Here is a 22,107-nt window from a genome sequence, read left to right as displayed (position 1 = left end):
GACGGATGCCGGGCCACGACGTGGACCTGAACCTGCTGCGCGTCTTCGCGGCGGTGTACGAGTCGCGCAGTCTCACGATCGCCGCCCGTCGGCTCTACGTCACCCAGCCCGCCGTCAGTCAGGCGCTCGCACGGCTGCGGCGCGAGCTCGACGACCCGATCTTCGAGCGCGACGGCCGCCTCATGCGTCCGACGCCGTTCGCGGATGCCGTCTACCCCGGGTTCCGCGAAGCCCTCGCGGGCATCGACCGCACGCTCGACTCCGTGCACCGGTTCGATCCCGCCGATTCGCAGCGCCTCTTCCGCATCGCGCTGTCGGAGCTCGGCGAGATCGGGTGGTTCCCGTCGATCCTCGCGGCGGTGCGGGCCGAGGCATCGAAAGTGCGCCTCGAAGTCGTCCCGCTGGATCCGGCCCAGCTTCCGGACTGGCTCGCGCGCGGCACCGTCGATCTGGCGATCACCCCGGCGGCGATCCCGTTCGAGCGCGTGCTCGTGAAGGCGCAGCCGTACGCGGTCGCGATGTCGGAGCGCAACCGGCTCGCCGGCGAGGAGCTCGACCTGCCCACGTACGTCTCGGCCCGGCACGTCACCGTCGAGAGCGACTCGGGCCGTCCCGTGCTCGAGGCCGCTCAGCGGCGGGCCGGTGTCGACGTGCGTCCGTCCGTGGCGGTGTCGCACTTCGCAACCCTTCCGCCCGTGCTCGCGGCCGATCCGCAGCTCATCGCGAGCGTGCCCGACATGATCGCGAAAGGGTGGGCGCAGACGTGGCCGCTGCGCGTGCTGCCCCTCCCGTTCGAGATGCCCGCCGTCGAGCTCTATCTCTATCGCCGCGCGACCACGCAGCACACCGCGGCGCTGGACTGGCTCTTCGCCACGGTGGCGCGCGCCGTGCGCGGCTCGTCGGGTCAGTTCTTCGTGATCCACGCCGACGCGCCGGGCGGGACATGACGAAGGGGGCGGATGCCGCAGCATCCGCCCCCTTCGTCGTGCCGGTTCGACCGATCAGACCGCCACGTTCTGGGCGGCCGTGCGCCAGCCGCCGTGGTACTCGGTGCGCGCCGTGACCGCGTAGGGCACGGGGCTCACGACCGCGCGGACCGCGATCTGCTCGTGCGGCTGGACCGTGGCCTTCTTCGAGTTGGGCTGCTCACCCCACAGGACGCGGACCTCGGCGCCGATCGGCACGTTGGCGTCGACGGTCGCGAGCGACAGGCCGCGCTTCTCGTTCGCGGTGACGCCGGTGAACAGCGAGAGGCCGACGACCGTGCCGTCCTCGTCGACGACGGAGTCGAAGTTCGACGAGCCGTAGTTCGCGTTCGGGAGGTCGAAGAACTGGTAGCCGGGACCCTCGCGGTCGATGACCGTGGTGAGGATCTTGGCGAGGTCCTCGTCGTTCCACGCGAGCGTGACCTTCTTGCGCTGCGTGGCCGGGTCGATCTTCTCGAGGGCGTCGCGGCCGATGAAGTCGTGGTCGAACTTCACGAACGAGCCGTAGCCGAGCTCCCACGGGTTGAGGTAGTAGTCCTCGATGTTGTCGGAGACGAACGAGCCGGCGATCGCGTTGATGGCCTCGTAGCTGTTGGTGGGCAGCCACTCGCGGTACGCACGCTCGGCCTCGCTCGAGTAGATGGCCGGAAGGGGCGAGGGGATCCAGCCCGACTCGAGCGTGTTCGACGAGTAGGCGCGCGAGCCGCAGGGCTCGATGCCGAACTCGCGGCCCGCCTCGAGGATCGCGTCGCGGATCTTGCCGTGCTGCTCGTACGGACCCCACAGCTCGAGACCCGGCGCGCCGGCCATGCCGTGTCGCAGGGTGCGGACGCGCTCGCCCGCGATCGTCATCTCTCCCATGTGGAAGAACTTGACCTTCTCGAGCGTGCCGCCGTTGAGCTTCTCGATGATCTGCCACGCGTTCGGGCCCTGGATCTGGAAGCGGTAGTACTCGCGGTGCACGGCCTGACCGTACGGGCGCGAGGGGGAGCGGTCGTCGTAGCGGAACTCCACGTCGTAGCCGCCGGTCTCGGCGTGGAACTGCAGCCAGTTGGCGCCCGGCGCGCGGCCGACGTAGACGTAGTCGTTCTCATCCTCGTGGAAGAGGATGCCGTCGCCGATGACGCCGCCGTTCGAGGCGGTGGGCACGAACTGCTTCGCGGTGTTCACGGGGAAGTTCGCGAAGCTGTTGATGCCGGTGTCGCTGAGGAGCTTGAGCGCGTCGGGACCCGACAAGAAGAAGTTCACCATGTGGTGGGTCTGGTCGTAGAGCACGGCGGTCTCGCGCCAGGCGATCTGCTCGCGCCGCCAGTTCGTGAACTCCGCCGGGACGACGGGGTAGATGTAGGCGCCGAGCTGTGAATTGCGGAGCATCTCGACGGTGTTTCCGTGCTCGTCGAGCAGCTCCTGGAGGTTGCGAGCCATGGGGTTCCTTCGACTTCCTTGTTCGATGGGCGATGCCGCGATATTACGGACGACATTTACCTATGTCCAGAGGTATTCCGGTATCCAAAATTGTAGACAGAATCTTGACCACCGCGCCAGCGGTGTGGTTCGCTGTCATCTGGCGGGCCGGGCTCGGCGCCGAGCCCTTGAGCGCGCGCCGGATGCCCGCGACGGCCGCGGGCGACGCACAGAGGAGTCGCATTGGCAGAGAATCCGAACACGCTCTTGGTCGTCAGCGCCCACGCCGGGGACTTCGTGTGGCGCGCCGGAGGCGCGATCGCGGCCGCCACGATGCGCGGCGAGCGCGCGGTCGTGGTGTGCCTGTCGTTCGGCGAGCGCGGTGAATCCGCCAGCCAGTGGCTCGCCGGCAAGTCGCTCGACGAGATCAAGGCGATCCGCCGCGAGGAGGCGGAGGCCGCGGCATCCGCGCTCGGCGCCGAGATCGAGTTCCTCGACCTCGGCGACTACCCGCTCGTCGAATCCGAGCAGGCCGTCGCCAAGCTCGTCGACGTGTACCGTCGCGTGCAGCCGACCGTCGTGCTGACCCACCCGCTCGCCGACCCCTACAACGGCGACCACCCGGCCGCCGCACGCATGGCGCTGCAGGCACGCGTGCTGGCCCAGGCCATCGGCGTCGCAAACAGCGACGGCTCGTTCCCCACGAAGGACGACATCATCGGCGCGCCGCCCGTGTTCTTCTTCGAGCCCCACCAGCCCGAGCAGAGCGACTTCAAGCCGAACGTGCTGCTCGACATCACCGAGGCGTTCCCGCTCAAGCGCAAGGCGATGGAGTGCCTGCCCGCGCAGAAGCACATGTGGGAGTACTATACGCAGCTCGCGATCCGCCGCGGGGTGCAGGTCAAGCGCAACGCCGGACCGAACCTCGGCCTGCCGCACGAGACGATGGGCGAGGCGTACGTGCGGTACTTCCCGCAGGTGACGGACGTCCTGCAATGAGCGCGTCCGGCCCGGTCGTCGTCACCGACATCGCACGCGCCGACCGCGATGTCGTGGACGCCCTCGCCGCGTTCGGCTCGGCGACCGTGCACGAGGCGATGGGGCGCATCGGGTACGCGGGTCCGCGCATCCGTCCCATCCAGCAGGGTGCCGCGATCTCGGGGTCGGCGATCACCGTGTCGACCGCTCCCGGCGACAACCTCATGGTGCACGCCGCGATCGAGCAGGCGCAGGACGGCGACGTGATCGTCGTCGTGCCGACCACCGACTCCGCGTTCGGCTTCATCGGCGAGCTCATGGCGACCCAGATGCAGGTGCGCGGCGTGCGTGCGTACGTGACCTCCGGCGGGGTGCGCGACACGGGCGAGCTGCGCGCGATGGGCTTCCCCGTATGGACCGCGCACGTGAGCTCACAGGGCACCGTGAAGGACACCGCCGGCTCGGTCAACGTGCCGGTCGTCCTCGACGGGGTCGTCGTGAACCCCGGCGACGTGGTCGTCGCGGACGACGACGGCGTGACGATCGTCCCCCGCGACCGAGCGGCCGAGGCGCTCGAGGCGTCGCGTGCCCGCGCCGAGCGCGAGGCCGGCAACCGCAAGCGGTACGAGGCGGGCGAGATCTCGATGGACATCAACAACCTGCGCCCCGTGCTCGCCGACCTCGGCGTGGCGTTCGTGACGCAGGAGGAGTACGAGCGTGGTCGCTGACCCGGTCCGCGACGGTGTCCGCTGCATGCTCATGCGCGGCGGAACGTCGAAGGGCGCGTACTTCCTCGCCGACGATCTTCCCGACGATCCGGATGCCCGCGACGAGCTGCTCCTGCGGATCATGGGCTCGCCCGACCCGCGTCAGATCGACGGGCTGGGCGGGGCGCATCCGCTCACGTCGAAGGTCGCCGTCGTCTCGCGGTCGTCCGAGCCGGGCATCGACGTCGACTACCTCTTCCTCCAGGTCGGGGTCGACGAGCCGACCGTCAGCACGAAGCAGACGTGCGGCAACCTGCTCGCCGGCATCGGGCCGTTCGCGGTCGAGCGCGGGCTGGTCGCCGCCGGCGGGGAGTCGACGACCGTCCGCATCCGCCTCGTCAACACCGGCGACGTCGCCACCGCCGTGTTCGCGACCCCCGGCGGCCGCCCTGACTACGACGGAGACGAGGCGATCGACGGCGTGCCCGGGACCGCCGGACGCATCGAACTCGAGCTCGGCGCCGCCGACAAGCCGCTGCTGCCCACGGGCAACCCGACCGACGATGTCGACGGGCACTCGGTGACGCTCGTCGACAACGGCATGCCGGTCGTGCTGCTGCGCGCCGAGGACTTCGGTATCGCCGGCGACGAGTCGCCCGCAGAGCTCGAGTCCCGTTCGGATCTCGCGGCCGCCGTGGAGCGCGTGCGCCTCGCCGCGGGGCCGCTGTTCGGGTTCGGCGACGTCTCCGAGCAGACCGTCCCGAAGATGATCCTCGTGTCGCCGCCGCGCAACGGCGGGGTGGTCTCGACGCGCGCGTTCATCCCGAAGCGCGTGCACACGTCACTGGGCGTGCTCATGGCGGCATCCGTCGCCGCCGGCGTCCGCATCCCCGGAGCCGTCGGCTCCGACTTCGCCCGCGTGCCGGACGAGGGTCCGAGCGACATCGAGCACCCGACCGGCGTGCTCGCCTCGACCGTGCGCGTCGAACAGGACGACGAGGGCGTGTGGCACGGCACGTCCACGTCGGTGCGCACCGCCCGAAAGCTCTTCGACGGGATCGCGTTCGCGCGTCCCCGTCTTCAGCACCCGTCAGAGAGGACATGACCATGGCCAGCTTTGAGAACTTCGACCTCGCCCACCTGGGCGGCGTCGAGCTCTACACCCCGAAGTTCGAGGAGAGCCTGCACTTCTTCCGCGACATCCTCGCGATGCGCGAAGTCGCCCGCATCGGCGACTCGGCGTACCTGCGGTGCTGGGACGAGTACCAGCTCTACACCCTGAAGCTCACCGCGTCCGACACGAACGGCGTCGGCCGCACGCTGTTCCGCGCGACGAGCCCCGAGGCGCTCGAGCGTCGCGTCGCCGCGATCGAGAAGGCCGGCCTCGGGCACGGCTGGCGCGACCCCGAGGTGGGCGTCGGCCGCTCGTTCGAGTTCGAGGACCCGGACGGGCACCTCATGGGCATCTACTACGACACCGAGCACTACGTTCCGGACGAGCAGGACACCCCGGCCCTCAAGAACCAGGCGTCGGCCTTCCCCGGCCGCGGCGTGAACGCGCGCCGGATGGACCACATCAACTACCTCGCGAGCGACGTCAACGCGGCGGGCGAGTTCTGGCGCGACGTCATGATGGCGCGCGAGTCCGAGCGCGTGCGCCTCGACGACGGCGGCTACGGCGCGTGGTGGTTCCGGTTCCAGCAGAAGTCGTACGACGTCGTCTACTCGGATGACTGGACCGGCGAGCGCGGCCGCTTCCACCACTTCGCGCTCGCGCCCGACACGCGCGAGGACATCCTCAAGGCGGCCGACATCTTCCTCGAGAACAAGATCCACATCGAGTTCGGCCCGTACAAGCACGCGATCAACCAGACGTTCTTCATCTACGTGTGGGAGCCGGGCGGCAACCGCATCGAGCTCGCGAACGCCGGCGCGCGCCTCATCCTCGACCCGGACTGGCCGGTCGTCGAATGGAGCCAGGCCGAGCGTGCGAAGGGGCAGGCGTGGGGCGCCAAGACGGTGCCGACGTTCCACACGCACGGAACCCCGTTCGTCGAGAACCAGGAGGAGATCGACGCGGCCGCGATGCGCGGCGAGGCGTACAAGAAGCCCGAGAAGGACGAGAAGTCGGAGTAGGCGAGAGCCGGCTCACGAATGCAGAAGAGGGGGCGGATGCCACGGCATCCGCCCCCTCCTCCTGAATCCGGTCAGCCCCAGACGTCGCGCGCGATGTCGACCACCGTGCGCACCTTCGCCCACTGCTGGTCCTCGGTGAGGATGTTGCCCTCCTCGGTCGAGGCGAAGCCGCACTGCGGGCTCACCGCGAGCTGCTCGAGCGGCGCGTACTTCGTCGCCTCGTCGATGCGGCGCTTGACGTCGTCGGGGTTCTCGAGGTCGCCCGTCTTCGACGTGATGAGCCCGAGCACGACCGTCTTCTCTCCCTTGGGCAGGAACCGCAGCGGCTCGAAGCCGCCCGCGCGATCGGTGTCGTACTCGAGGAAGTATCCGTCGTAGTTCGCGACGCCCAGCAGCTGCTCGGCGACGGGCTCATAGCCGCCCGACGAGATCCACGTCGAGCGGAAATTGCCGCGGCACACGTGCGTGGTCACGACGAGGTCGTCGGGCTTGCCGTCGAGGATGCGGTTGAGCAGCGCGGCATAGCGCTCCGCGATGCCGGTCGTGTCGATGCCGCGCTCGGCCGCCTTCTCGAGCTCGACCTCGGAGCACAGGTACGCCCACGCGGTGTCGTCGAACTGCAGATAGCGGGCGCCGGCGTCGTAGAACGCGGCGACGGCGTCGCGGTACGCCTGCACGAGGTCGTCGACGATCGCCTCGCGGCCGTCGTAGACCGCGGGATCGATGTGACCGGGCTCGAGGCGGAAGTCGAGCACCGTCGGCGACGGGATCGTGAACTTCGGCTGCGCGCCGGTCGCCTTCACGTCCTCCTGGAGCGCGCGGAAGTGCTCCAGGAACGGATGCGTGTCGCTGAAGCCGATCCTGCCGGAGATCTCGATGCCGCGAGGGCGCGTCTGCACACCCTGGAACTGGATGCCGTGGTCGAGCTCGACGATGTCGACGCCGTCGAGCAGGCCGAAGAAGTCGAAGTGCCACCACGAGCGGCGGAACTCGCCGTCGGTCGCGAGCTCGAGGCCGGCGTCGGCCTCCTTCTGCACGAGGTCGACGATCGCGGCGTCTTCGACGGCGCGGAGGCCCTCGTCGTCGAGCTCGCCGGCGTTGTGTCGGGCGCGCGCCTCGGCGACGGCGGCGGGACGGAGGAAGCTGCCGACGACGTCGGCGCGGTACGGGGGTCGAACACTCACCCGGTCAGCCTAACCATGACGGATGCCGCGGCCGAGGCATCCGTCACCCTTCGTCATCCAGCAGGGGCGCGGGATCGCTCCCGCGGCGCGAAAACCACGTCGGTGACCGGCGTTAGGGTAGTCCGGTGCCTGCTCCCGTGATCGAAGCGAAGAACCTCGTGAAGGCGTACAAGACCAAGGGCAAGCCCGACTTCCTCGCGGTCGACGGGCTGTCCTTCGAAGTCGCGCCGGGCGAGTCGTTCGGACTGCTCGGGCCGAACGGCGCGGGCAAGTCGACGACCATGAAGATGATCGGCGCGGTGTCGACGCGCACGAGCGGCGACCTGTCGATCCTCGGCCTCGACCCCGACCGGTACGGCCCCGAGATCCGCTCGCGGCTGGGCGTCGTCCCGCAGCAGGACAATCTCGACGGCGAGCTCAACGCGCGCGAGAACCTCTACATCTACGGGCGCTACTTCGGGCTGCCGGGCAAGGTGTGCCAGCAGAAGGCCGACGAGCTGCTCGCGTTCGCGCAGCTCGAGGAGAAGGCCAAGAGCAAGGTCGATCAGTTGTCGGGCGGCATGAAGCGGCGTCTGACGATCGCGCGCGGCCTCATCAACGACCCGCGCATCCTGCTCCTCGACGAGCCGACGACGGGCCTCGACCCGCAGGCGCGGCACGTGCTGTGGGACCGGCTCTTCCGCCTCAAGGAGCGCGGCACCACGCTCGTGCTCACGACCCACTACATGGACGAGGCAGAGCAGCTGTGCGACCGCCTCATCGTCGTCGACAAGGGCAGGATCATGGCCGAGGGCACGCCGGCGTCGCTCATCCGCGAGCACTCGAGCCGCGAGGTGCTCGAGGTGCGGTTCGGCTCCAACCGCAACGAGCAGGTCGCGCCGACGCTCGAGGGCATCGGCGACCGCGTCGAGGTGCTCCCCGACCGCATCCTCGTCTACACCGAGAACGGCGAGCAGGCCCTCGAGCGGGTCACCGCCGCCGGCCTCCAGCCGATCACGTCGCTCGTGCGGCGGTCGTCGCTCGAGGACGTCTTCCTGCGACTCACGGGAAGGTCGCTGATCGAATGAGCACCTTATCGATTGGTGAGCCCGTCGAACCACAGGGACCGGGCGCGGATGCCTCGCTCGACGAGCTGCGGCGCGAGGCGATGGAGTGGGGGCGCAAGCCCCGCGCGAACGGCACGTTCTACGTCGCCGAGCACATCGTGCGCGCGATGCGCGCGTACGGGTGGACGATCGTGGTCGGCGCCCTGGGCCAGCCGATCCTGTACCTGCTCGGTCTCGCGTTGGGCCTCGCGGCGCTCATCACGGCTCCGATCACGGATGCCTCGGGCATGTCCGTGTCGTACGTCGCGTTCGTTGCGCCGGCGCTGCTCATGACCGCCGCGATCCAGGTCGCGACCGAGGAGTTCAGCTACCCCGTGATGGACGGGTTCAAGTGGCGGCGCTTCTTCTTCGGGTTCAGCGCATCGCCCATCTCGCCGGGTCAGATCACGACGGGGGTGCTGCTCGGCGCGAGCGCACGCGTGCTCGTCGCGGTCGCCGGCTACTACCTGTTCATCTGGCTCTTCGGCCTCGTCTTCACGCCTTCCCCACTCGCGACCCCCGAGACGGGGTGGATCGCGATCCTCGCGGGTGTGCTGGGCGGCTGGGCGTTCGGCGCTCCGCTCATGGCCTACGCGTCGTCGATCGAAGACGACAAGGGCCAGTTCGCGCTCGTGCAGCGGTTCATCTTCATGCCGATGTTCCTGTTCTCGGGCACGTTCTATCCGCTCGACTCGCTCCCGCTCTGGCTGCAGTGGATCGGGTGGATCTCGCCGCTGTGGCACGCGACCGAGCTCGGCCGCACGTTCATGTACGGCCGCCCGACCGAGCCGATCGCGGTCGTGGTGCACGTCGTCTACCTCGTCGTGCTCGCCGTCATCGGCTACGTCCTGGCGCGCCGCAACTTCGCGAGGAGGCTGGCCAAATGACCACTGCCGTCGAATCGCCCCCTCAGCGACTCCGCTCCGGAGGCGTGCGAGCGCTCTATGCAGGCAACCCCGGCGCCGTCGTGCAGCGCGGCCTCGTCGCGGCGCGCAGCTCGAGCTGGATCGTCGTGCTGTCGGGCTTCTTCGAGCCCGTGCTGTACCTCGCCTCGTTCGGCATCGGCCTGGGCATGCTCATCGGCGACGTCGAGACGTCCGCCGGCGTCGAGGTGCCGTACGCGGCGTTCATCGCACCCGCGCTGCTCGCGGTGTCGGCGATGAACGGCGCGATCTACGACTCGACGTGGAACGTCTTCTTCAAGATGAACTACGGGAAGCTCTACGAGGGCATGCTCGCGACCTCGCTCGGCCCGCTCGACGTCGCGCTCGGCGAGATCGTCTACGCGCTGCTGCGCGGGCTCGTCTACGCGTCGGGCTTCCTCGTGATCATGCAGGTGTGGGGACTCAACCTCTCGTGGACGGCGATTCTCGCCCTGCCCGCGGTGCTGCTCATCGCGTTCGGCTTCGCGTCGCTCGGCATGGCGGTCACGAGCTACATGAAGGTCTTCCAGCAGATGGACCTCATCAACTTCGTGCTGCTGCCGATGTTCCTCTTCTCGGCGACGTTCTACCCGATCACCGTCTACCCCGAGTGGGTGCAGGCGATCGTGCAGGCGCTTCCCCTGTGGCACGGGGTCGAGCTCGTCCGAGGCCTCACGACCGGAGCGCTGTACCCGGGCATGCTGTGGCACGTGCTCTACTACGTCGTCATGATCGGCGTGGGCCTCATCTTGACGACGAAGCGGCTGCGGGCGCTGTTCCTCGACTGACGCCCGGACGGCGAGCTCCATCGCGTCCTGACCTCGATGCCGTGCGGCAGACGACGCGTCTGCGCGTGAAAGCGTCGGGCTCGATCGCGCGCCAGGGAGCGTCGTCGACGGATATCCGTCGATTCGGCCCGACGGTTTCACCGCCGTTCCCGACGGCAGACACGAGAGGAGCGGATGCCCGCCGGGGCATCCGCTCCTCTTATGAATGCGTCAGCGCCAGATCACGCCGAGGGCGGCGTTGAGCAGCGTGAGGATTCCGATCGTCCAGAAGACACCCGCATTGACCTTCCCGTCGCCGCCCTTGCGGGCGCGCGCCTGGCCGATGCCCATGAGCGCGCCGATGACGATCAGCACGACGAGCTTGACGCCGATCTTCACGTAGTTGAGGTCGTAGGAGATTCCCCACGGTGCGGCGAGGACGAGGCCCGCGAGACCGGCGATCGCGAGGCCGATGTTCATGAGACGCGTCACCTGCCGGCGCCCGCTGGAGACCTCGACCGCCCACGCACCGAACAGCAGCGCGAAGCCGGTGATGTGGATGAAGACGACGATGAGACGCAGATACTCCATGGCCGCCACCATAGGGGGTCGCGGAGGGCGTCGCCACCAAGGCGGCCCTCACCGCGGCGCCCGCGTCAGCCCCGCAATGCGCGCAGCGCGAGCGCGGTGCGGATCGCGGCATCCGCCGCCTCTGCGCCCTTGTCCTCCTTCGAGCCGGGCAGACCCGCGCGATCCAGACCCTGCTGCTCGTCGTTCAGTGTGAGCACCCCGAAGCCGACCGCCTTGCCCGTGTCGAGCGCGACCCGCGTGAGGCCGTCGGTCGCGGCCGACGACACGTACTCGAAGTGCGGCGTCCCGCCGCGGATGATCACGCCGAGCGCGACGACGGCATCGGCGCCGGATTCGAGGGCGACCTTCGCGGCGACCGGCAGCTCGAACGAGCCCGGCACCCGCATGAGCCGATACGACGCGCCGGATGCCTCGAGCACCCGCTCCGCGCCGGCGATGAGGCCGTTCGTGATCTCGTCGTGCCACGTCGCCGCGATCACGACGACCTCGAGGCCCGACGCATCCGTCCCGCCCGTGATCGGCGCTCCCTTGCCGCTCATCGTCCGGCGCCCTCCTTCATCTGTGCGAGCGCGTCGCTCAGGTCGTCCTCCGCGATCAGATGCCCCATGCGGTCGCGCTTGGTCGCGAGGTACTGGTGGTTGTTCGGGCCGACGCCGACCAGGAGCGGCACCTGCTCGACGATCTCGAGCCCGAGGTCGCGCAGCTGCTTGACCTTGTCGGTGTTGTTCGTGAGCAGGCGCACGCGATCGATGCCGAGGTCGGCGAGGATGCCGGCCGCGGCGGCGTAGTCGCGCGCATCCGCGGGAAGGCCCAGCGCGAGGTTGGCGTCGACGGTGTCGAGACCGCGCTCCTGCAGGCTGTACGCGCGCAGCTTGTTGATGAGCCCGATTCCGCGGCCCTCGTGTCCGCGCATGTAGATGACGACGCCGCCGTCCTGCTCGATCGCGTCGAGAGCCGCGTCGAGCTGCGGGCCGCACTCGCACTTGAGCGAGTCGAAGGCCTCGCCCGTGAGGCACTCGGAGTGCACGCGCACGAGCGGCGCGTCGGTGTCGAGCTCGCCCGACACGATCGCGAGGTGGTCGGTGCCGGTCACGCGGTCCTTGTATGCGAGGAAGCGGAACTCGCCGTGCGCGGTGGGCACGAGCGCCTCGGCGCGCAGGCTCACGCGTCGGCGGTGGTGGTGCTCGCTCTGCGGCGCGTCGGTGCGCGGGTCGACCTCGTCGAGGTACGCGATGAGCTGCTCGATCGTGATGACCGGGATGCCTTCGCGCTCGCCCATCTCGAGCAGTCCGGGAAGGCGCATCATGCTGCCGTCCTCGGCGACGACCTCGCCGATCGCGCCGACGGGGGAGAGCCCCGCGAGGCGCATGAGCTCGACGGCGGCCTCGGTGTGACCGGCGCGCTCGCGCACGCCGCCGTCCACGGCGCGCAGCGGCAGGATGTGACCCGGACGGATGACGGACGACGGCGTCGACTCGGGGTCTGCGAGCACGTTGAGCGTGTGGGCGCGGTCGGACGCGCTGATGCCCGTCGACTCGCGGTCGGCCGCGTCGACGCTCACGGTGTAGGCGGTGCCGCGCGCGTCCTCGTTGAGGGCCACCATGGGCGGGAGGTCGAGGCGGTCGGCCCAATCGGCGGGCATCGGCGCGCACAGGAAGCCGCTCGACCAGCGGATCGTCCACGCGAGCCACTCGGGCGTCGCCAACTGCGCCGAAAGGACGATGTCGCCCTCGTTCTCGCGGTCCTCATCGTCCGCGACGATGACGGGACGCCCCGCGCGCAGCGCTTCGAGGGCCTCGGGGATGGTGGAAAGGCTCATCGGAAGCCTCCTTCCGTGGCGGCGGCCGCGGCCGCCGGAGTGAAAGCGAGGAGGCGCTGCACATGGCGCGCCAGGATGTCGGTCTCGAGATTGACGCGGTCGCCGGGCTCGCGCGCCCCGAGTGTGGTGGCCTCGAGGGTCTCGGGGATGAGCGAGACCTCGAACCACGCCTCGTCGCCGGTCCCTGAGCCCGCTTCTCCGGTCCCGGTCCCTGTGCCCGCACCGGTCCCGGTCCCTGTGCCCGCACCGGTCCCGGTCCCTGAGCCCGCTTCTCCGGTCCCTGAGCTTGTCGAAGGGTCACTCACCGCGCTGACCGTGAGCGAGACGCCGTCGACGGCGATCGAGCCCTTGTCCACGACGAGGGGAGCGAGCTCGCGGGGAAGGCTGATCCGCACGACGCGCCACTGGTCGCCGGGACGAACATCGAGCACGGTGCCGGTCCCGTCGATGTGACCCTGGACGATGTGGCCGCCCAGGCGTCCGTGCGCGGGCGTCGCGCGCTCGAGGTTGACGGCACGGCCCGGCTCGATGCCCGCGAGCGTGGACATGTCGAGGGTCTGCCTCATGACGTCGGCCGTGAACCAGTCATCGCCCTGGTCGACGACGGTCAGGCACACGCCGCTGACGGAGATCGAGTCGCCGTGCGCGGCATCCGCCACGACCTTCGGCGCACGGACGGTGATGCGTACGCCGTCTCCCGACGGCTCGACGGCCGTCACGGCGCCGATCTCTTCGACGATGCCGGTGAACATCAGACGTCTCCTTCGTGTGGTTCTGAAGTCTTGCGGGGCGTGGCGACGATGAGAAGGTCGTCGCCGAGACGCTCGACGGATGCCAGAATGAGGCGCCGCGCGTCATCGATCGTGCCGACGCCGATGTCGCCGATCGCGAGGCGGTCGCCTCCGAGCAGCACGGGAGCGACGTAGGCGAGCACCTCGTCGGCGAGCCCGTCGCGCACGAACGCGCTCGCGATCGTGGGGCCACCCTCGACGAACACGCGCTGCACTCCGCGGTCGCGGAGCTCGCGGAGGACATCGGGGAGCGAGTGCCCGTCGTACTGCAGGACGGGGCGCGGATGCCGCCGCACCGCCGCATGGGCCGGGATCTCGCGTGTGCCGAGGACGACGGGCGTCGGCTGACGGTCGAGCAGCGAACCGTCGGCGGCACGCGCGGTGAGCGCGGGATCGTCGGCGAGGACCGTGCCGATGCCGGCCACGATCGCGTCGGCGCGGGCGCGACGGCGGTGCACGTCTTCGCGGGCGGCGGGGCCGGTGATCCACTTGCTGGATCCGTCGGATGCGGCGATCCGCCCGTCGAGGCTCTGCGCCCACTTCACGGTCACGTGCGGGCGACCGAGCCGCTGGACCTCGAGCCACGACGCGAGCAGAGCCTCGCCGTCGTGCTGGAGCAGGCCCTCCTCGACCGAGACGCCCGCCGCGCGCAGCCGCTCCGCGCCGCCGGACGACACGGTGTTCGGGTCGGCGACGGCGAAGGCGACGCGGGAGACGCCCGCCTCGATGAGCGCGACGGCGCACGGACCCGTGCGGCCGTGGTGGTTGCAGGGCTCGAGCGTGACGATCGCCGTGGCGCCGCGAGCGGCGCCCGGGGCGAGCTTCGACAGGGCGTCGACCTCGGCGTGCGCCGTTCCGGCTCCGCGATGCCAGCCCTCGGCGAGGATCTCGCCGTCGGGGGAGAGGATGACCGCTCCGACCTGCGGGTTGACGCCTCGGGGACCGCGCAGCGCGAGGTCGAGAGCGCGCCGCATCGCGTCGCGTTCCCGCTCGGTCGCCGTCATCTCGATCCTTCTGTCGATCGCGGCACTCCGGCACGGGAGACGGCGGCGACGTCGACGACGGCGCTCGTGCTGCCTCCCATCCGGACTAGCGACGCTTCGCGTCGCATCACCGTCGGTTCCGGAATTCCACCGGATCAACCGTGGAACCGACCCAGAGGGTGCGGAGCCACGGCTCGCGGACTGTCACCGCCGGTTCGGATTCTCACCGACCCCGGAGCACGTTGATGCTCACGAGTCTACTCAACGCGGCATGCGTCGTTTCATTCCATGAACGCAGGTCCCTCTCAGCGGGCCGGGAGACGGGCCCGGACGGGTATCGCGGGAGTGCGCGGCGTGCGACCCGCGTGTCGGCGAGCGCGCATAGCCTGGAGGAACGGGAAGGGGGCCGACGATGCAGGGGGCACAGCGACGGCCGGGGTTCAGTGCGATCGCCGGGCGCCCGTACGCGGACGTGCTGATCGTCGGCGGCGGCATCAACGGCCTTGCGACCTTCCGCGATCTCGCGATGCAGGGCGTCGATGTCGCGCTCGTCGAGCGCGGCGACTTCGTGAGCGGCGCCTCCGCCGCGTCGAGCCACATGATCCACGGCGGCATCCGCTATCTCGAGAACGGCGAGTTCCGCCTCGTCGCCGAGGCGGTGACCGAGCGCAACGCGCTGCTGCGCACGGCGCCCCACTACGTGCGGCCGCTGCAGACGACGATCCCGATCTTCACGACGTTCTCCGGCGTGCTGAGCGCGCCGCTGCGGTTCCTGCGCCACGGGAAGGGGCGCCCGCGCGAGCGCGGGGCGGTGCTCATCAAGGTCGGTCTCATGATCTACGACTCGTTCTCGCGCGGAGGCGGGCGGGTGCCGCGGCACACCTTCCACGGGCGGCGGCAGTCGCTCGAGCGCTTCCCGTCGATGAACCCCGCCGTGCGCTACACGGCGACGTATTGGGACGCGTCCCTCCACGACCCCGAGCGCCTCGCGCTCGACGTGCTGCGCGACGGACTCGCGGCGGGCGGCGATCGTGCACGCGCGGCGAACTACGCCGAGGCGGTGGGCGAACGCGACGGCCGGGTCGTCGTGCGCGATGTCGAATCGGGCGAAGAGGTGGCGTTCGCGGCATCCGTCGTCGTCAACGCGTCGGGCCCCTGGACCGACCTCACCAACGACGCACTCGGCGAGGCGACCCGTTTCATGGGCGGCACGAAAGGCTCGCACATCGTGCTCGACCACCCCGCGCTGCTCGCGGCGACGGGTGGGCACGAGCTGTTCTTCGAGCACAGCGACGGACGCATCGTGCTCATCTACCCGCTCAAGGGGCGGGTGCTCGTCGGAACGACCGACCTCGAGCACGACATGGCCGACCCCATCGTGTGCACCGAGGAGGAGGTCGACTACTTCATCGCGCTCATCCGCCATGTGCTGCCCGACATCGAGGTCGACCGGTCGAGCATCGTGTACCGGTTCTCCGGCGTCAGGCCGCTCCCCGGCCACGGCGACCTCGCTCCGGGCTTCGTCTCCCGCGACTACCGGATCGAGCGCGGTTCGATCGGCGGGGCGACGGATGCCGCGCTGCTGAGCCTCGTGGGCGGAAAGTGGACGACGTTCCGGGCCTCCGCCGCGCACCTCGCCGACCGTGTGCTCGACGTGCTCGCGGTGCCGCGACGGCGCTCGACGCGCGGTGTGCCGATCGGCGGCGGGCGGGGGTTCCCCGTGAGCGAGCGCGCGCGGCACGGATGGATCGCCGAGCACGACACGGGCGTGGGGTTCGCGCGCGCGTCGGTGCTGCTCGACCGCTACGGCACGGTCGCGGCGGACGTCATCGCCGCGATCGTGGATGACCCGGATGACGCGCCGCTGGCGAATGCGCCCGGCTACTCGACCGGAGAACTGCGCCACCTCGCTCGCACCGAGCACGTCGTGCACCTCGACGACCTCCTTCTGCGGCGCACGAGCCTCGCGTTCATCGGAGAGGCGGAGGCCGCGGCGCGCGAGGTCGCCGACGCCGTCGCCCCGGTGCTCGGGTGGGACGAGTACGCCGTCGCGGCCGAAGTCGAGCGCGCGATCGCCGCCGTGCACGCGGCCGACCCGTCGTGGACCGGCGTCCGCTCGTGACGGCGCCGTCGCGATAGCCTGACGAGGCGGATGCGGCGACGAGGCAGCGAGGAGACGATGTGACGCAGCACGTGCTGGCGATCGACCAGGGCACCACCTCCACGCGGGCGATCGTGTTCGACGCAGCCGGTGCGATCGTCTCCTCCGCACAGCGCGAGCACGAGCAGATCCTTCCCCGCGCGGGGTGGGTCGAGCACGACCCCGTGGAGATCTGGACCGGCACCGAATGGGTGATCGCGGCGGCCCTCGCGCGCGCTGGAGTCGCGGCATCCGATGTCGCCGCCGTCGGCGTGACGAACCAGCGCGAGACCGCGATCGTGTGGGACCGCAGGACCGGTCGTCCAGTCTCCAACGCGCTCGTGTGGCAGGACACCCGCACGCAGTCCCGCATCGACGAGTTGGCTCGTGACGGCGGGCCGCAGCGCTTCGCCGAGATCACCGGTCTTCCCCTCGCGACCTACTTCTCGGCGTCGAAGATCGCGTGGATCCTCGACCATGTGCGCGGCGCCCGCGAGGCCGCCGCATCGGGCGACCTGCTCTTCGGCACACCCGACACGTGGGTGGTGTGGAACCTCACCGGCGGGGCGCGCGGCGGCATCCACGTGACCGACGTCACGAACGCGTCGCGCACGCTGCTCATGGACCTGCGCGCGCTCGACTGGTCGGACGAGCTGCTCGACGTGTGGGGGATCCCGCGCGCGATGATGCCCGAGATCCGCTCGTCATCCGAGGTCGTGGGCTCGGCGCACCTGCCCGACTCGCTGCACGGCGTGCCGATCGCCGGCATCCTGGGCGACCAGCAGGCCGCGACGTTCGGGCAGGCCGCGTTCGATGTCGGCGAGTCGAAGAACACGTACGGCACGGGCAACTTCCTGCTCGTGAACACCGGCACCGAGATCGTGCGCTCCGACAGCGGCCTCATCACGACCGTCGCCTACCGCTGCGGCGACGAGCCGGCGCGGTACGCGCTCGAAGGCTCGATCGCCGTCACCGGGTCGCTCGTGCAGTGGCTGCGCGACAACCTCGGCATCATCAACCGGTCGGAGGAGGTCGAGACGCTCGCGGCGACCGTCGCCGACAACGGCGGCGCCTATTTCGTCCCGGCATTCTCGGGGCTGTTCGCGCCGTACTGGCGCCCGGATGCCCGCGGCGCGCTCGTGGGCATGACGCGGTACGTCAACAAGGGGCACATCGCCCGCGCCGCCCTCGAGTCAACGGGCTTCCAGTCGCGCGACGTGATCGAGGCCGTCGTCGCCGACACCGGGCGCCCGCTGGACGAGCTGCGCGTCGACGGCGGCATGACGCGCGACGATCTGCTCATGCAGTTCCAGGCCGACATCCTCGGGATCCCCGTCGTGCGCCCGAAGGTCGTCGAGACCACCGCGCTCGGCGCCGCGTACGCGGCGGGGCTCGCGACGGGCGTGTGGCGCGACCGCGACGAGCTGCGCTCGCACTGGCGTGAGGATGTGCGCTTCGAGCCGCGCATGAGCGTCGACGAACGCGAGCGCCGCTACCGCCTGTGGAAGAAGGCCGTATCGAAGTCGCTCGACTGGGTCGACGACGACGTGCGCGAGCAGGCGCAGGTCTGACCGACGCGCGGGGCGCGGGTCACTTCAGCAGACGCGACAGCCGCCGGTCGGCGAGGATCTTTCCACCCGTCTGGCACGTCGGGCAGTACTCGAGCGAGTTGTCGGCGAAGAAGACGCTGCGCACCTCGTCGCCGCACACCGGGCAGGCTTCGCCGCGTCGCCCGTGCACGCGCATTCCGCGCCGCTTGGCGTCTTTGAGGTCGGCAGGGGGCTTTCCGGATGCCGCGGCCAGCGCCTCGGCGAGGGTCTCGGTCATCGCGGTGTAGAGCCTGTCGATCTCTTCGTCGGAGAGCCCCGCCGCGAGGGCGTACGGCGACATCTTCGCCGCGTGGAGGATCTCGTCGGAGTATGCGTTCCCGACGCCCGCGATGATCGCCTGGTCGCGCAGCACGCCCTTGATCTGCGTGCGGCGGCCCGCGAGCAGCCCCGCGAACGCGTCGCGATCGAACGACGGGTCGAGCGGGTCGGGCCCGAGCCGCGCGATGCCCGGCACCTCTGCCGGATCGCGCACGACATACACCGCGAGCGACTTCTTCGTGCCCGCCTCGGTGAGGTCGAAGCCCGAGCCGTCGGAGAAGGCGACACGCAGCGCGATGGGCGTCTTGCCCGGGCGGATGAGCGTCTGCGGAAGCTCGTCGTACCAGCGCAGCCAGCCGGCCTTCGCGAGATGGAAGACGAGGTGCGGCCCCGCTTCGGCGCCATCGCCCCTCGTCGTCGCGATGTCGACGAATTTGCCGTGACGCTCGACGCCGGCGACCTCCGTGTCTTTCAACGACTCGACCGGGGGGTCGTAGGTCTTGAGCGCGGCGATGTTCGCGACCGTCGCGCGCGTCACGCGCAGGCCGGTCGTGCGCTCGCGAAGGAACTCGACGAGGCCCTGAACCTCAGGCATCTCGGGCATGGGCTCATCCTGTCATGAGCCGCCGACGAGCGTCTCGCGAGCGGCCTCATCGAGCACGGGCCAGGGCCGCGGCATCCGGTCGTCGTCGACGAGGAGTCCCGCGATCCACCCGTCGTCGCGCCGTCCTTCGCCGTTGACGAGGGCCCGGCGCAGCAGGCCCTCGTAGCGGAACCCGAGCGTGCGCGCGGAGCGCGCCGAGGCGACGTTGCCCGCGACGGCCCGCCACCCGATGCGCTGGAGCCTGAGGCCACCGGGCGAGAAGCCCCAGTCGATGACCGTCACCGCGGCCTCGATGAGGATCCGACGGCCGCGCGCCCACGGGGCGACCCAGTACCCGATCTCACCCGCGCCGTGCTCGACGCCGTAGAGGCCGATCGTGCCCACCAGTGAGCCGGCTTCGCGGATGCCCCACGTCAGGTTGCGGCCCGCCTCCCAGTCCTTCGGGATCTGGGAGATGAACGCCTCGGCATGGCGCCGCTCGTAGGGCGTCGGGATCGTCGTGTACCGCTGGATCGCCGGATCCTGGCACGCCTCGAACATCGCATCGGCGTCGGAGGCGACGGGGAGCGACAGTTCCAGTCTCGCGGAGCGGAGGACGACGGGCTGCATCCCGCCACGATAGCCGCCCTCGGCGAGGCCCGGCGCGCCCGGTTACAGGCGCACGCGGCGCAGCAGGCCCACCTTGTCGTACACGTCGGCGAGCGTGCGGTCGGCGACCGCATCCGCCTTCGCCGCGTTCTCGGCGAGCAGCCTGTCGAGCTCGGCCGGGTCGTCGAGCAGCGTCAGCGCGCGCTCGCGCACGGGAGCGAACTCCTCGACCACGACCTCGGCGAGGCCCTTCTTGAAGTCGCCGTAGCCGCGGCCGGCGTACTCGTCCTCGATCGCGCCGATCTGCCGGCCGGTGAGCGCGGCGTAGATCACGAGCAGGTTCGAGACGCCCGGCTTGTTCTCGGTGTCGTATCGCACCGATCCCTCGGAGTCCGTCACCGCGCGCATGATCTTCTTGCGCGTCTTGGCGGGGTCGTCGAGGAGCCACAGGATGCCGGCATCCGACTCCGCCGACTTCGACATCTTCGACGTCGGGTTCTGCAGGTCGTAGATGCGCGCGGTGTCGCGCTGGATGACCGGCGTGGGCACCCGGAACGTCTGCCCGTAGCGCGAGTTGAACCGCTCGGCGAGGTCGCGCGTCAGCTCGACGTGCTGCTTCTGGTCGTCGCCGACGGGCACGATGTCGGTCTGGTAGAGCAGGATGTCGGCCGCCATGAGCACCGGGTACGTGAAGAGCCCGACCGACGTCGCGTCGGACCCGTACCGCTGCGACTTGTCTTTGAACTGCGTCATGCGGCCGGCCTCGCCGAAGCCCGTGATCGTCGAGAGGATCCACGCCAGCTCGGCGTGCGCGCGCACGTGCGACTGCACGTAGAGCGTCGACCGGGACGGCTCGATGCCCGCCGCGATGTACTGGGCGGCCGTGCGGCGCGTCTTCTCGCGCAGCTCGGCCGGGTCGTTCGGCTGCGTCAGGGCGTGCAGGTCGACGACCGAGAAGAACGCATCGTAGGACTCCTGCAGATCGCGCCACTGCATGAGGGCTCCGATGTAGTTGCCGATGTGCAGCGAATCGGCGGAGGGCTGCATTCCGGAGTACAGGCGCGGTTTCGTCACCCGGCAATCCTAATGAGCGATCTCGCCCCCTACGCCCGCGCGGGCTCAGTGACCGAGCGTATAGTCCGCGATGACGGGGGAGTGGTCGCTCCATCGCGTGTCCCACGAGGGGGCGCGGAACACCGAGTAGTCCGTCACACGCTCGGCGAATGCCGGGGTCGCGAGGTGGTAGTCGATGCGCCACCCCGAGTCGTTGTCGAATGCGCGCCCGCGCATCGACCACCAGGTGTACGGCCCGGGCACGTCGCCCGCCCACCGGCGCCCGACGTCGACCCACCCGAGGCCGATGCCCGTCGTGCCGTCGACGCACTGGACCGGCTCTCCGGCGGGGCCGAGGAAGCGGTCGAAGTACGCGCGCTCGCGCGGCAGGAAGCCCGCCTTCTTGACGTTGCCCTTCCAATTGCGGATGTCGAGCTCGCGGTGCCCCACGTTGAGGTCGCCCATGATGAGCGCGAGCGGGTTGTCGGACACGAGCAGCGGCATCTGCTTCTCCATCGCGTCGAGGAATGCCCACTTCGCGTCCTGCCGCGGAGTGTCGGCCTCACCGGTCGGGACGTACGCGCTCACGATCGTGACGCGCTCGCCGTCGACCTCGAAGTCGGCCTCGATCCACCGCCCCGCGGAATCGAGCGGCTCGGGACTCAGGGCGGTGCGCACGTCGATCGCGCGATCTCGGCTCGCGATCGCGACGCCCGCGCGCCCCTTGAGGAGCGCCTCGTCGTTGACGAGCTGCCAGCCCGGCAGCACGGCGGCGAGCTCGTCGGCCGTCGCGCGCACCTCTTGCAGCGCCATGAGGTCGATGTCGGCCGCGTCGAGCCACTCGATCATGCCTTTGCGCGTCGCCGCGCGGATGCCGTTGACGTTGACAGAGGCGATGCGAACGCGGCGAGGCATGCGTGCCAGCCTAGCCGCGGGTGCGGACACACCTCATTCGAGCAGGCTGCCCCGACGTTCGTTCTTGACCGGGGGAGCGGATGCCTCGACCTCGGCGAGCTCTCGCTCCGCTTCGTGCACCGCGCGGTCTGCCGCCCACACCCTGTACCACGGCGCCTGGTCGCGGGCCGCGCGAGCCGTGCGCAGACGCACGCGCGCGGCGAGCACGAGCGCGCGATGCTCCTCAGCGAGTCGATCCGCCTCGGACTCGGGCAGAAGCGGCTCGTTGACGTCGTTCGCGCGCACCGCGATCCACGACGCCGCGACGAGGATGATGACACCCATGATGCGGAACCACAGCAGGAGGCCGACGAAGATCGCGAACGTCGCGAGCAGCGGGTTGGAGGGCGTGTAGCTGACGAGCAGGCCCGCACCCAGCTGGAGGACCGTGATCGCACCGCCGCCGAGCAGGGCGCCCGGCCAGATCCGACGCCACTGCAGCTCGGTGCCGGTGAGGAACCGCACGAGACCGGCGAGGGCCGCGCTGAACACCGAGAACGAGACGGCGACGGATGCCACGAAGCCGCCGGCCTGGTAGAGGAGCGA

The 22,107-nt window shown here is 70.2% G+C and carries 22 protein-coding genes and 1 riboswitch; of the genes, 10 read left to right on the top strand and 12 right to left on the bottom strand.

Annotated elements, in window-relative coordinates:
* Positions 1-5 precede the first annotated feature (5 nt).
* Positions 6-947 carry a LysR family transcriptional regulator gene (locus VFF97_RS06070; RefSeq protein ID WP_325032595.1) on the top strand — a complete coding sequence of 314 codons (942 nt, stop codon included), beginning with the start codon at positions 6-8 and terminating at the stop codon, positions 945-947.
* Between the two features lie 54 nt (positions 948-1,001).
* On the opposite strand, the gene ligM is transcribed toward VFF97_RS06070, so the two are convergent.
* The gene (ligM, locus tag VFF97_RS06065) at positions 1,002-2,411 is read right to left on the bottom strand and encodes a vanillate/3-O-methylgallate O-demethylase (protein ID WP_325032594.1); all 1,410 of its coding nucleotides are present in this window, start codon (positions 2,409-2,411) and stop codon (positions 1,002-1,004) included.
* A 222-nt stretch (positions 2,412-2,633) separates the two neighbouring features.
* On the opposite strand from ligM, the gene VFF97_RS06060 reads away from it, so the two are divergent.
* From VFF97_RS06060 to VFF97_RS06045, 4 genes are read left to right on the top strand one after another with little or no spacing between them, the layout of a single operon-like run.
* A complete protein-coding gene (locus VFF97_RS06060; RefSeq protein WP_325032593.1) occupies positions 2,634-3,389 on the top strand; it encodes a PIG-L deacetylase family protein in 756 nt (251 codons plus the stop codon).
* Complete coding sequence (locus VFF97_RS06055; protein ID WP_325032592.1) at positions 3,386-4,096, top strand: 4-carboxy-4-hydroxy-2-oxoadipate aldolase/oxaloacetate decarboxylase; 711 nt, start codon at positions 3,386-3,388, stop codon at positions 4,094-4,096. The genes VFF97_RS06060 and VFF97_RS06055 overlap by 4 nt, the downstream gene beginning before the upstream one ends.
* Positions 4,086-5,180, top strand: a complete 1,095-nt coding sequence (locus VFF97_RS06050) for a 4-oxalomesaconate tautomerase (protein ID WP_325032591.1) — start codon at positions 4,086-4,088, stop codon at positions 5,178-5,180. Before VFF97_RS06055 ends, VFF97_RS06050 begins: the two co-directional genes overlap by 11 nt.
* A gap of 2 nt (positions 5,181-5,182) precedes the next feature.
* Positions 5,183-6,211 (top strand): VOC family protein, encoded by a 1,029-nt coding sequence (locus VFF97_RS06045; RefSeq protein WP_325032590.1) that lies wholly within the window; start codon positions 5,183-5,185, stop codon positions 6,209-6,211.
* 71 nt (positions 6,212-6,282) lie between these two features.
* Here VFF97_RS06045 and VFF97_RS06040 read toward each other — a convergent pair whose 3' ends face one another.
* Positions 6,283-7,395 (bottom strand): 5-methyltetrahydropteroyltriglutamate--homocysteine S-methyltransferase, encoded by a 1,113-nt coding sequence (locus VFF97_RS06040; RefSeq protein WP_325032589.1) that lies wholly within the window; start codon positions 7,393-7,395, stop codon positions 6,283-6,285.
* Positions 7,396-7,520: 125 nt separating this feature from the next.
* On the opposite strand from VFF97_RS06040, the gene VFF97_RS06035 reads away from it, so the two are divergent.
* The 3 genes from VFF97_RS06035 to VFF97_RS06025 are packed head-to-tail and all read left to right on the top strand — an operon-like array spanning position 7,521 to position 10,191.
* A complete protein-coding gene (locus VFF97_RS06035) occupies positions 7,521-8,462 on the top strand; it encodes an ABC transporter ATP-binding protein (RefSeq protein WP_325032588.1) in 942 nt (313 codons plus the stop codon).
* Positions 8,459-9,367, top strand: coding sequence for an ABC transporter permease (locus VFF97_RS06030; protein ID WP_325032587.1), 909 nt, complete (start codon positions 8,459-8,461; stop codon positions 9,365-9,367). The genes VFF97_RS06035 and VFF97_RS06030 overlap by 4 nt, the downstream gene beginning before the upstream one ends.
* Positions 9,364-10,191 (top strand): ABC transporter permease, encoded by an 828-nt coding sequence (locus VFF97_RS06025; protein WP_325032586.1) that lies wholly within the window; start codon positions 9,364-9,366, stop codon positions 10,189-10,191. Before VFF97_RS06030 ends, VFF97_RS06025 begins: the two co-directional genes overlap by 4 nt.
* 210 nt (positions 10,192-10,401) lie before the next feature.
* Here VFF97_RS06025 and VFF97_RS06020 read toward each other — a convergent pair whose 3' ends face one another.
* The 5 genes from VFF97_RS06020 to ribD form a co-directional block, all read right to left on the bottom strand.
* A complete protein-coding gene (locus VFF97_RS06020; protein WP_325032585.1) occupies positions 10,402-10,761 on the bottom strand; it encodes a Fe-S protein in 360 nt (119 codons plus the stop codon).
* Between the two features lie 65 nt (positions 10,762-10,826).
* Positions 10,827-11,300, bottom strand: a complete 474-nt coding sequence (gene ribH / locus VFF97_RS06015; RefSeq protein WP_325032584.1) for a 6,7-dimethyl-8-ribityllumazine synthase — start codon at positions 11,298-11,300, stop codon at positions 10,827-10,829.
* Entirely contained in the window at positions 11,297-12,580 is a 1,284-nt protein-coding gene (gene ribA / locus VFF97_RS06010; RefSeq protein ID WP_325032583.1) for a GTP cyclohydrolase II, read from the bottom strand. The genes ribH and ribA overlap by 4 nt, the downstream gene beginning before the upstream one ends.
* The gene (locus tag VFF97_RS06005) at positions 12,577-13,332 is read right to left on the bottom strand and encodes a riboflavin synthase (RefSeq protein ID WP_325032582.1); all 756 of its coding nucleotides are present in this window, start codon (positions 13,330-13,332) and stop codon (positions 12,577-12,579) included. The genes ribA and VFF97_RS06005 overlap by 4 nt, the downstream gene beginning before the upstream one ends.
* Complete coding sequence (gene ribD, locus VFF97_RS06000; RefSeq protein ID WP_325032581.1) at positions 13,332-14,375, bottom strand: bifunctional diaminohydroxyphosphoribosylaminopyrimidine deaminase/5-amino-6-(5-phosphoribosylamino)uracil reductase RibD; 1,044 nt, start codon at positions 14,373-14,375, stop codon at positions 13,332-13,334. The genes VFF97_RS06005 and ribD overlap by 1 nt, the downstream gene beginning before the upstream one ends.
* Positions 14,376-14,438: 63 nt before the next feature.
* Positions 14,439-14,598, bottom strand: a riboswitch (FMN riboswitch).
* Positions 14,599-14,766: 168 nt separating this feature from the next.
* Between ribD and VFF97_RS05995 the strand changes: the two genes are divergently transcribed.
* Both VFF97_RS05995 and glpK read left to right on the top strand, forming a co-directional pair.
* Positions 14,767-16,476 (top strand): glycerol-3-phosphate dehydrogenase/oxidase, encoded by a 1,710-nt coding sequence (locus VFF97_RS05995; protein WP_325032580.1) that lies wholly within the window; start codon positions 14,767-14,769, stop codon positions 16,474-16,476.
* Positions 16,477-16,535: 59 nt separating this feature from the next.
* Positions 16,536-18,065 carry a glycerol kinase GlpK gene (glpK, locus tag VFF97_RS05990; protein ID WP_325032579.1) on the top strand — a complete coding sequence of 510 codons (1,530 nt, stop codon included), beginning with the start codon at positions 16,536-16,538 and terminating at the stop codon, positions 18,063-18,065.
* Positions 18,066-18,084: 19 nt separating this feature from the next.
* Here glpK and VFF97_RS05985 read toward each other — a convergent pair whose 3' ends face one another.
* From VFF97_RS05985 to VFF97_RS05965, 5 genes are all read right to left on the bottom strand, one after another.
* Entirely contained in the window at positions 18,085-18,966 is an 882-nt protein-coding gene (locus VFF97_RS05985; protein ID WP_325032578.1) for a DNA-formamidopyrimidine glycosylase family protein, read from the bottom strand.
* A gap of 12 nt (positions 18,967-18,978) precedes the next feature.
* Positions 18,979-19,575: a GNAT family N-acetyltransferase gene (locus VFF97_RS05980; RefSeq protein ID WP_325032577.1), complete on the bottom strand. Its 597-nt coding sequence runs from the start codon at positions 19,573-19,575 to the stop codon at positions 18,979-18,981.
* A 42-nt stretch (positions 19,576-19,617) separates the two neighbouring features.
* The gene (gene trpS / locus VFF97_RS05975; protein WP_325032576.1) at positions 19,618-20,628 is read right to left on the bottom strand and encodes a tryptophan--tRNA ligase; all 1,011 of its coding nucleotides are present in this window, start codon (positions 20,626-20,628) and stop codon (positions 19,618-19,620) included.
* Positions 20,629-20,673: 45 nt separating this feature from the next.
* Positions 20,674-21,522 (bottom strand): exodeoxyribonuclease III, encoded by an 849-nt coding sequence (locus VFF97_RS05970; protein ID WP_325032575.1) that lies wholly within the window; start codon positions 21,520-21,522, stop codon positions 20,674-20,676.
* A gap of 33 nt (positions 21,523-21,555) precedes the next feature.
* The coding region (locus tag VFF97_RS05965) for a YhjD/YihY/BrkB family envelope integrity protein (RefSeq protein ID WP_325032574.1) at positions 21,556-22,107 on the bottom strand (552 nt) is incomplete at its 5' end.

Origin of the sequence: Microbacterium sp. (assembly GCF_035687345.1) — a bacterium.
GTDB lineage: Bacteria > Actinomycetota > Actinomycetes > Actinomycetales > Microbacteriaceae > Microbacterium.
Note: the sequence above shows the minus strand (reverse complement) of the source record. Positions and strands in the feature narration are given on the sequence as shown.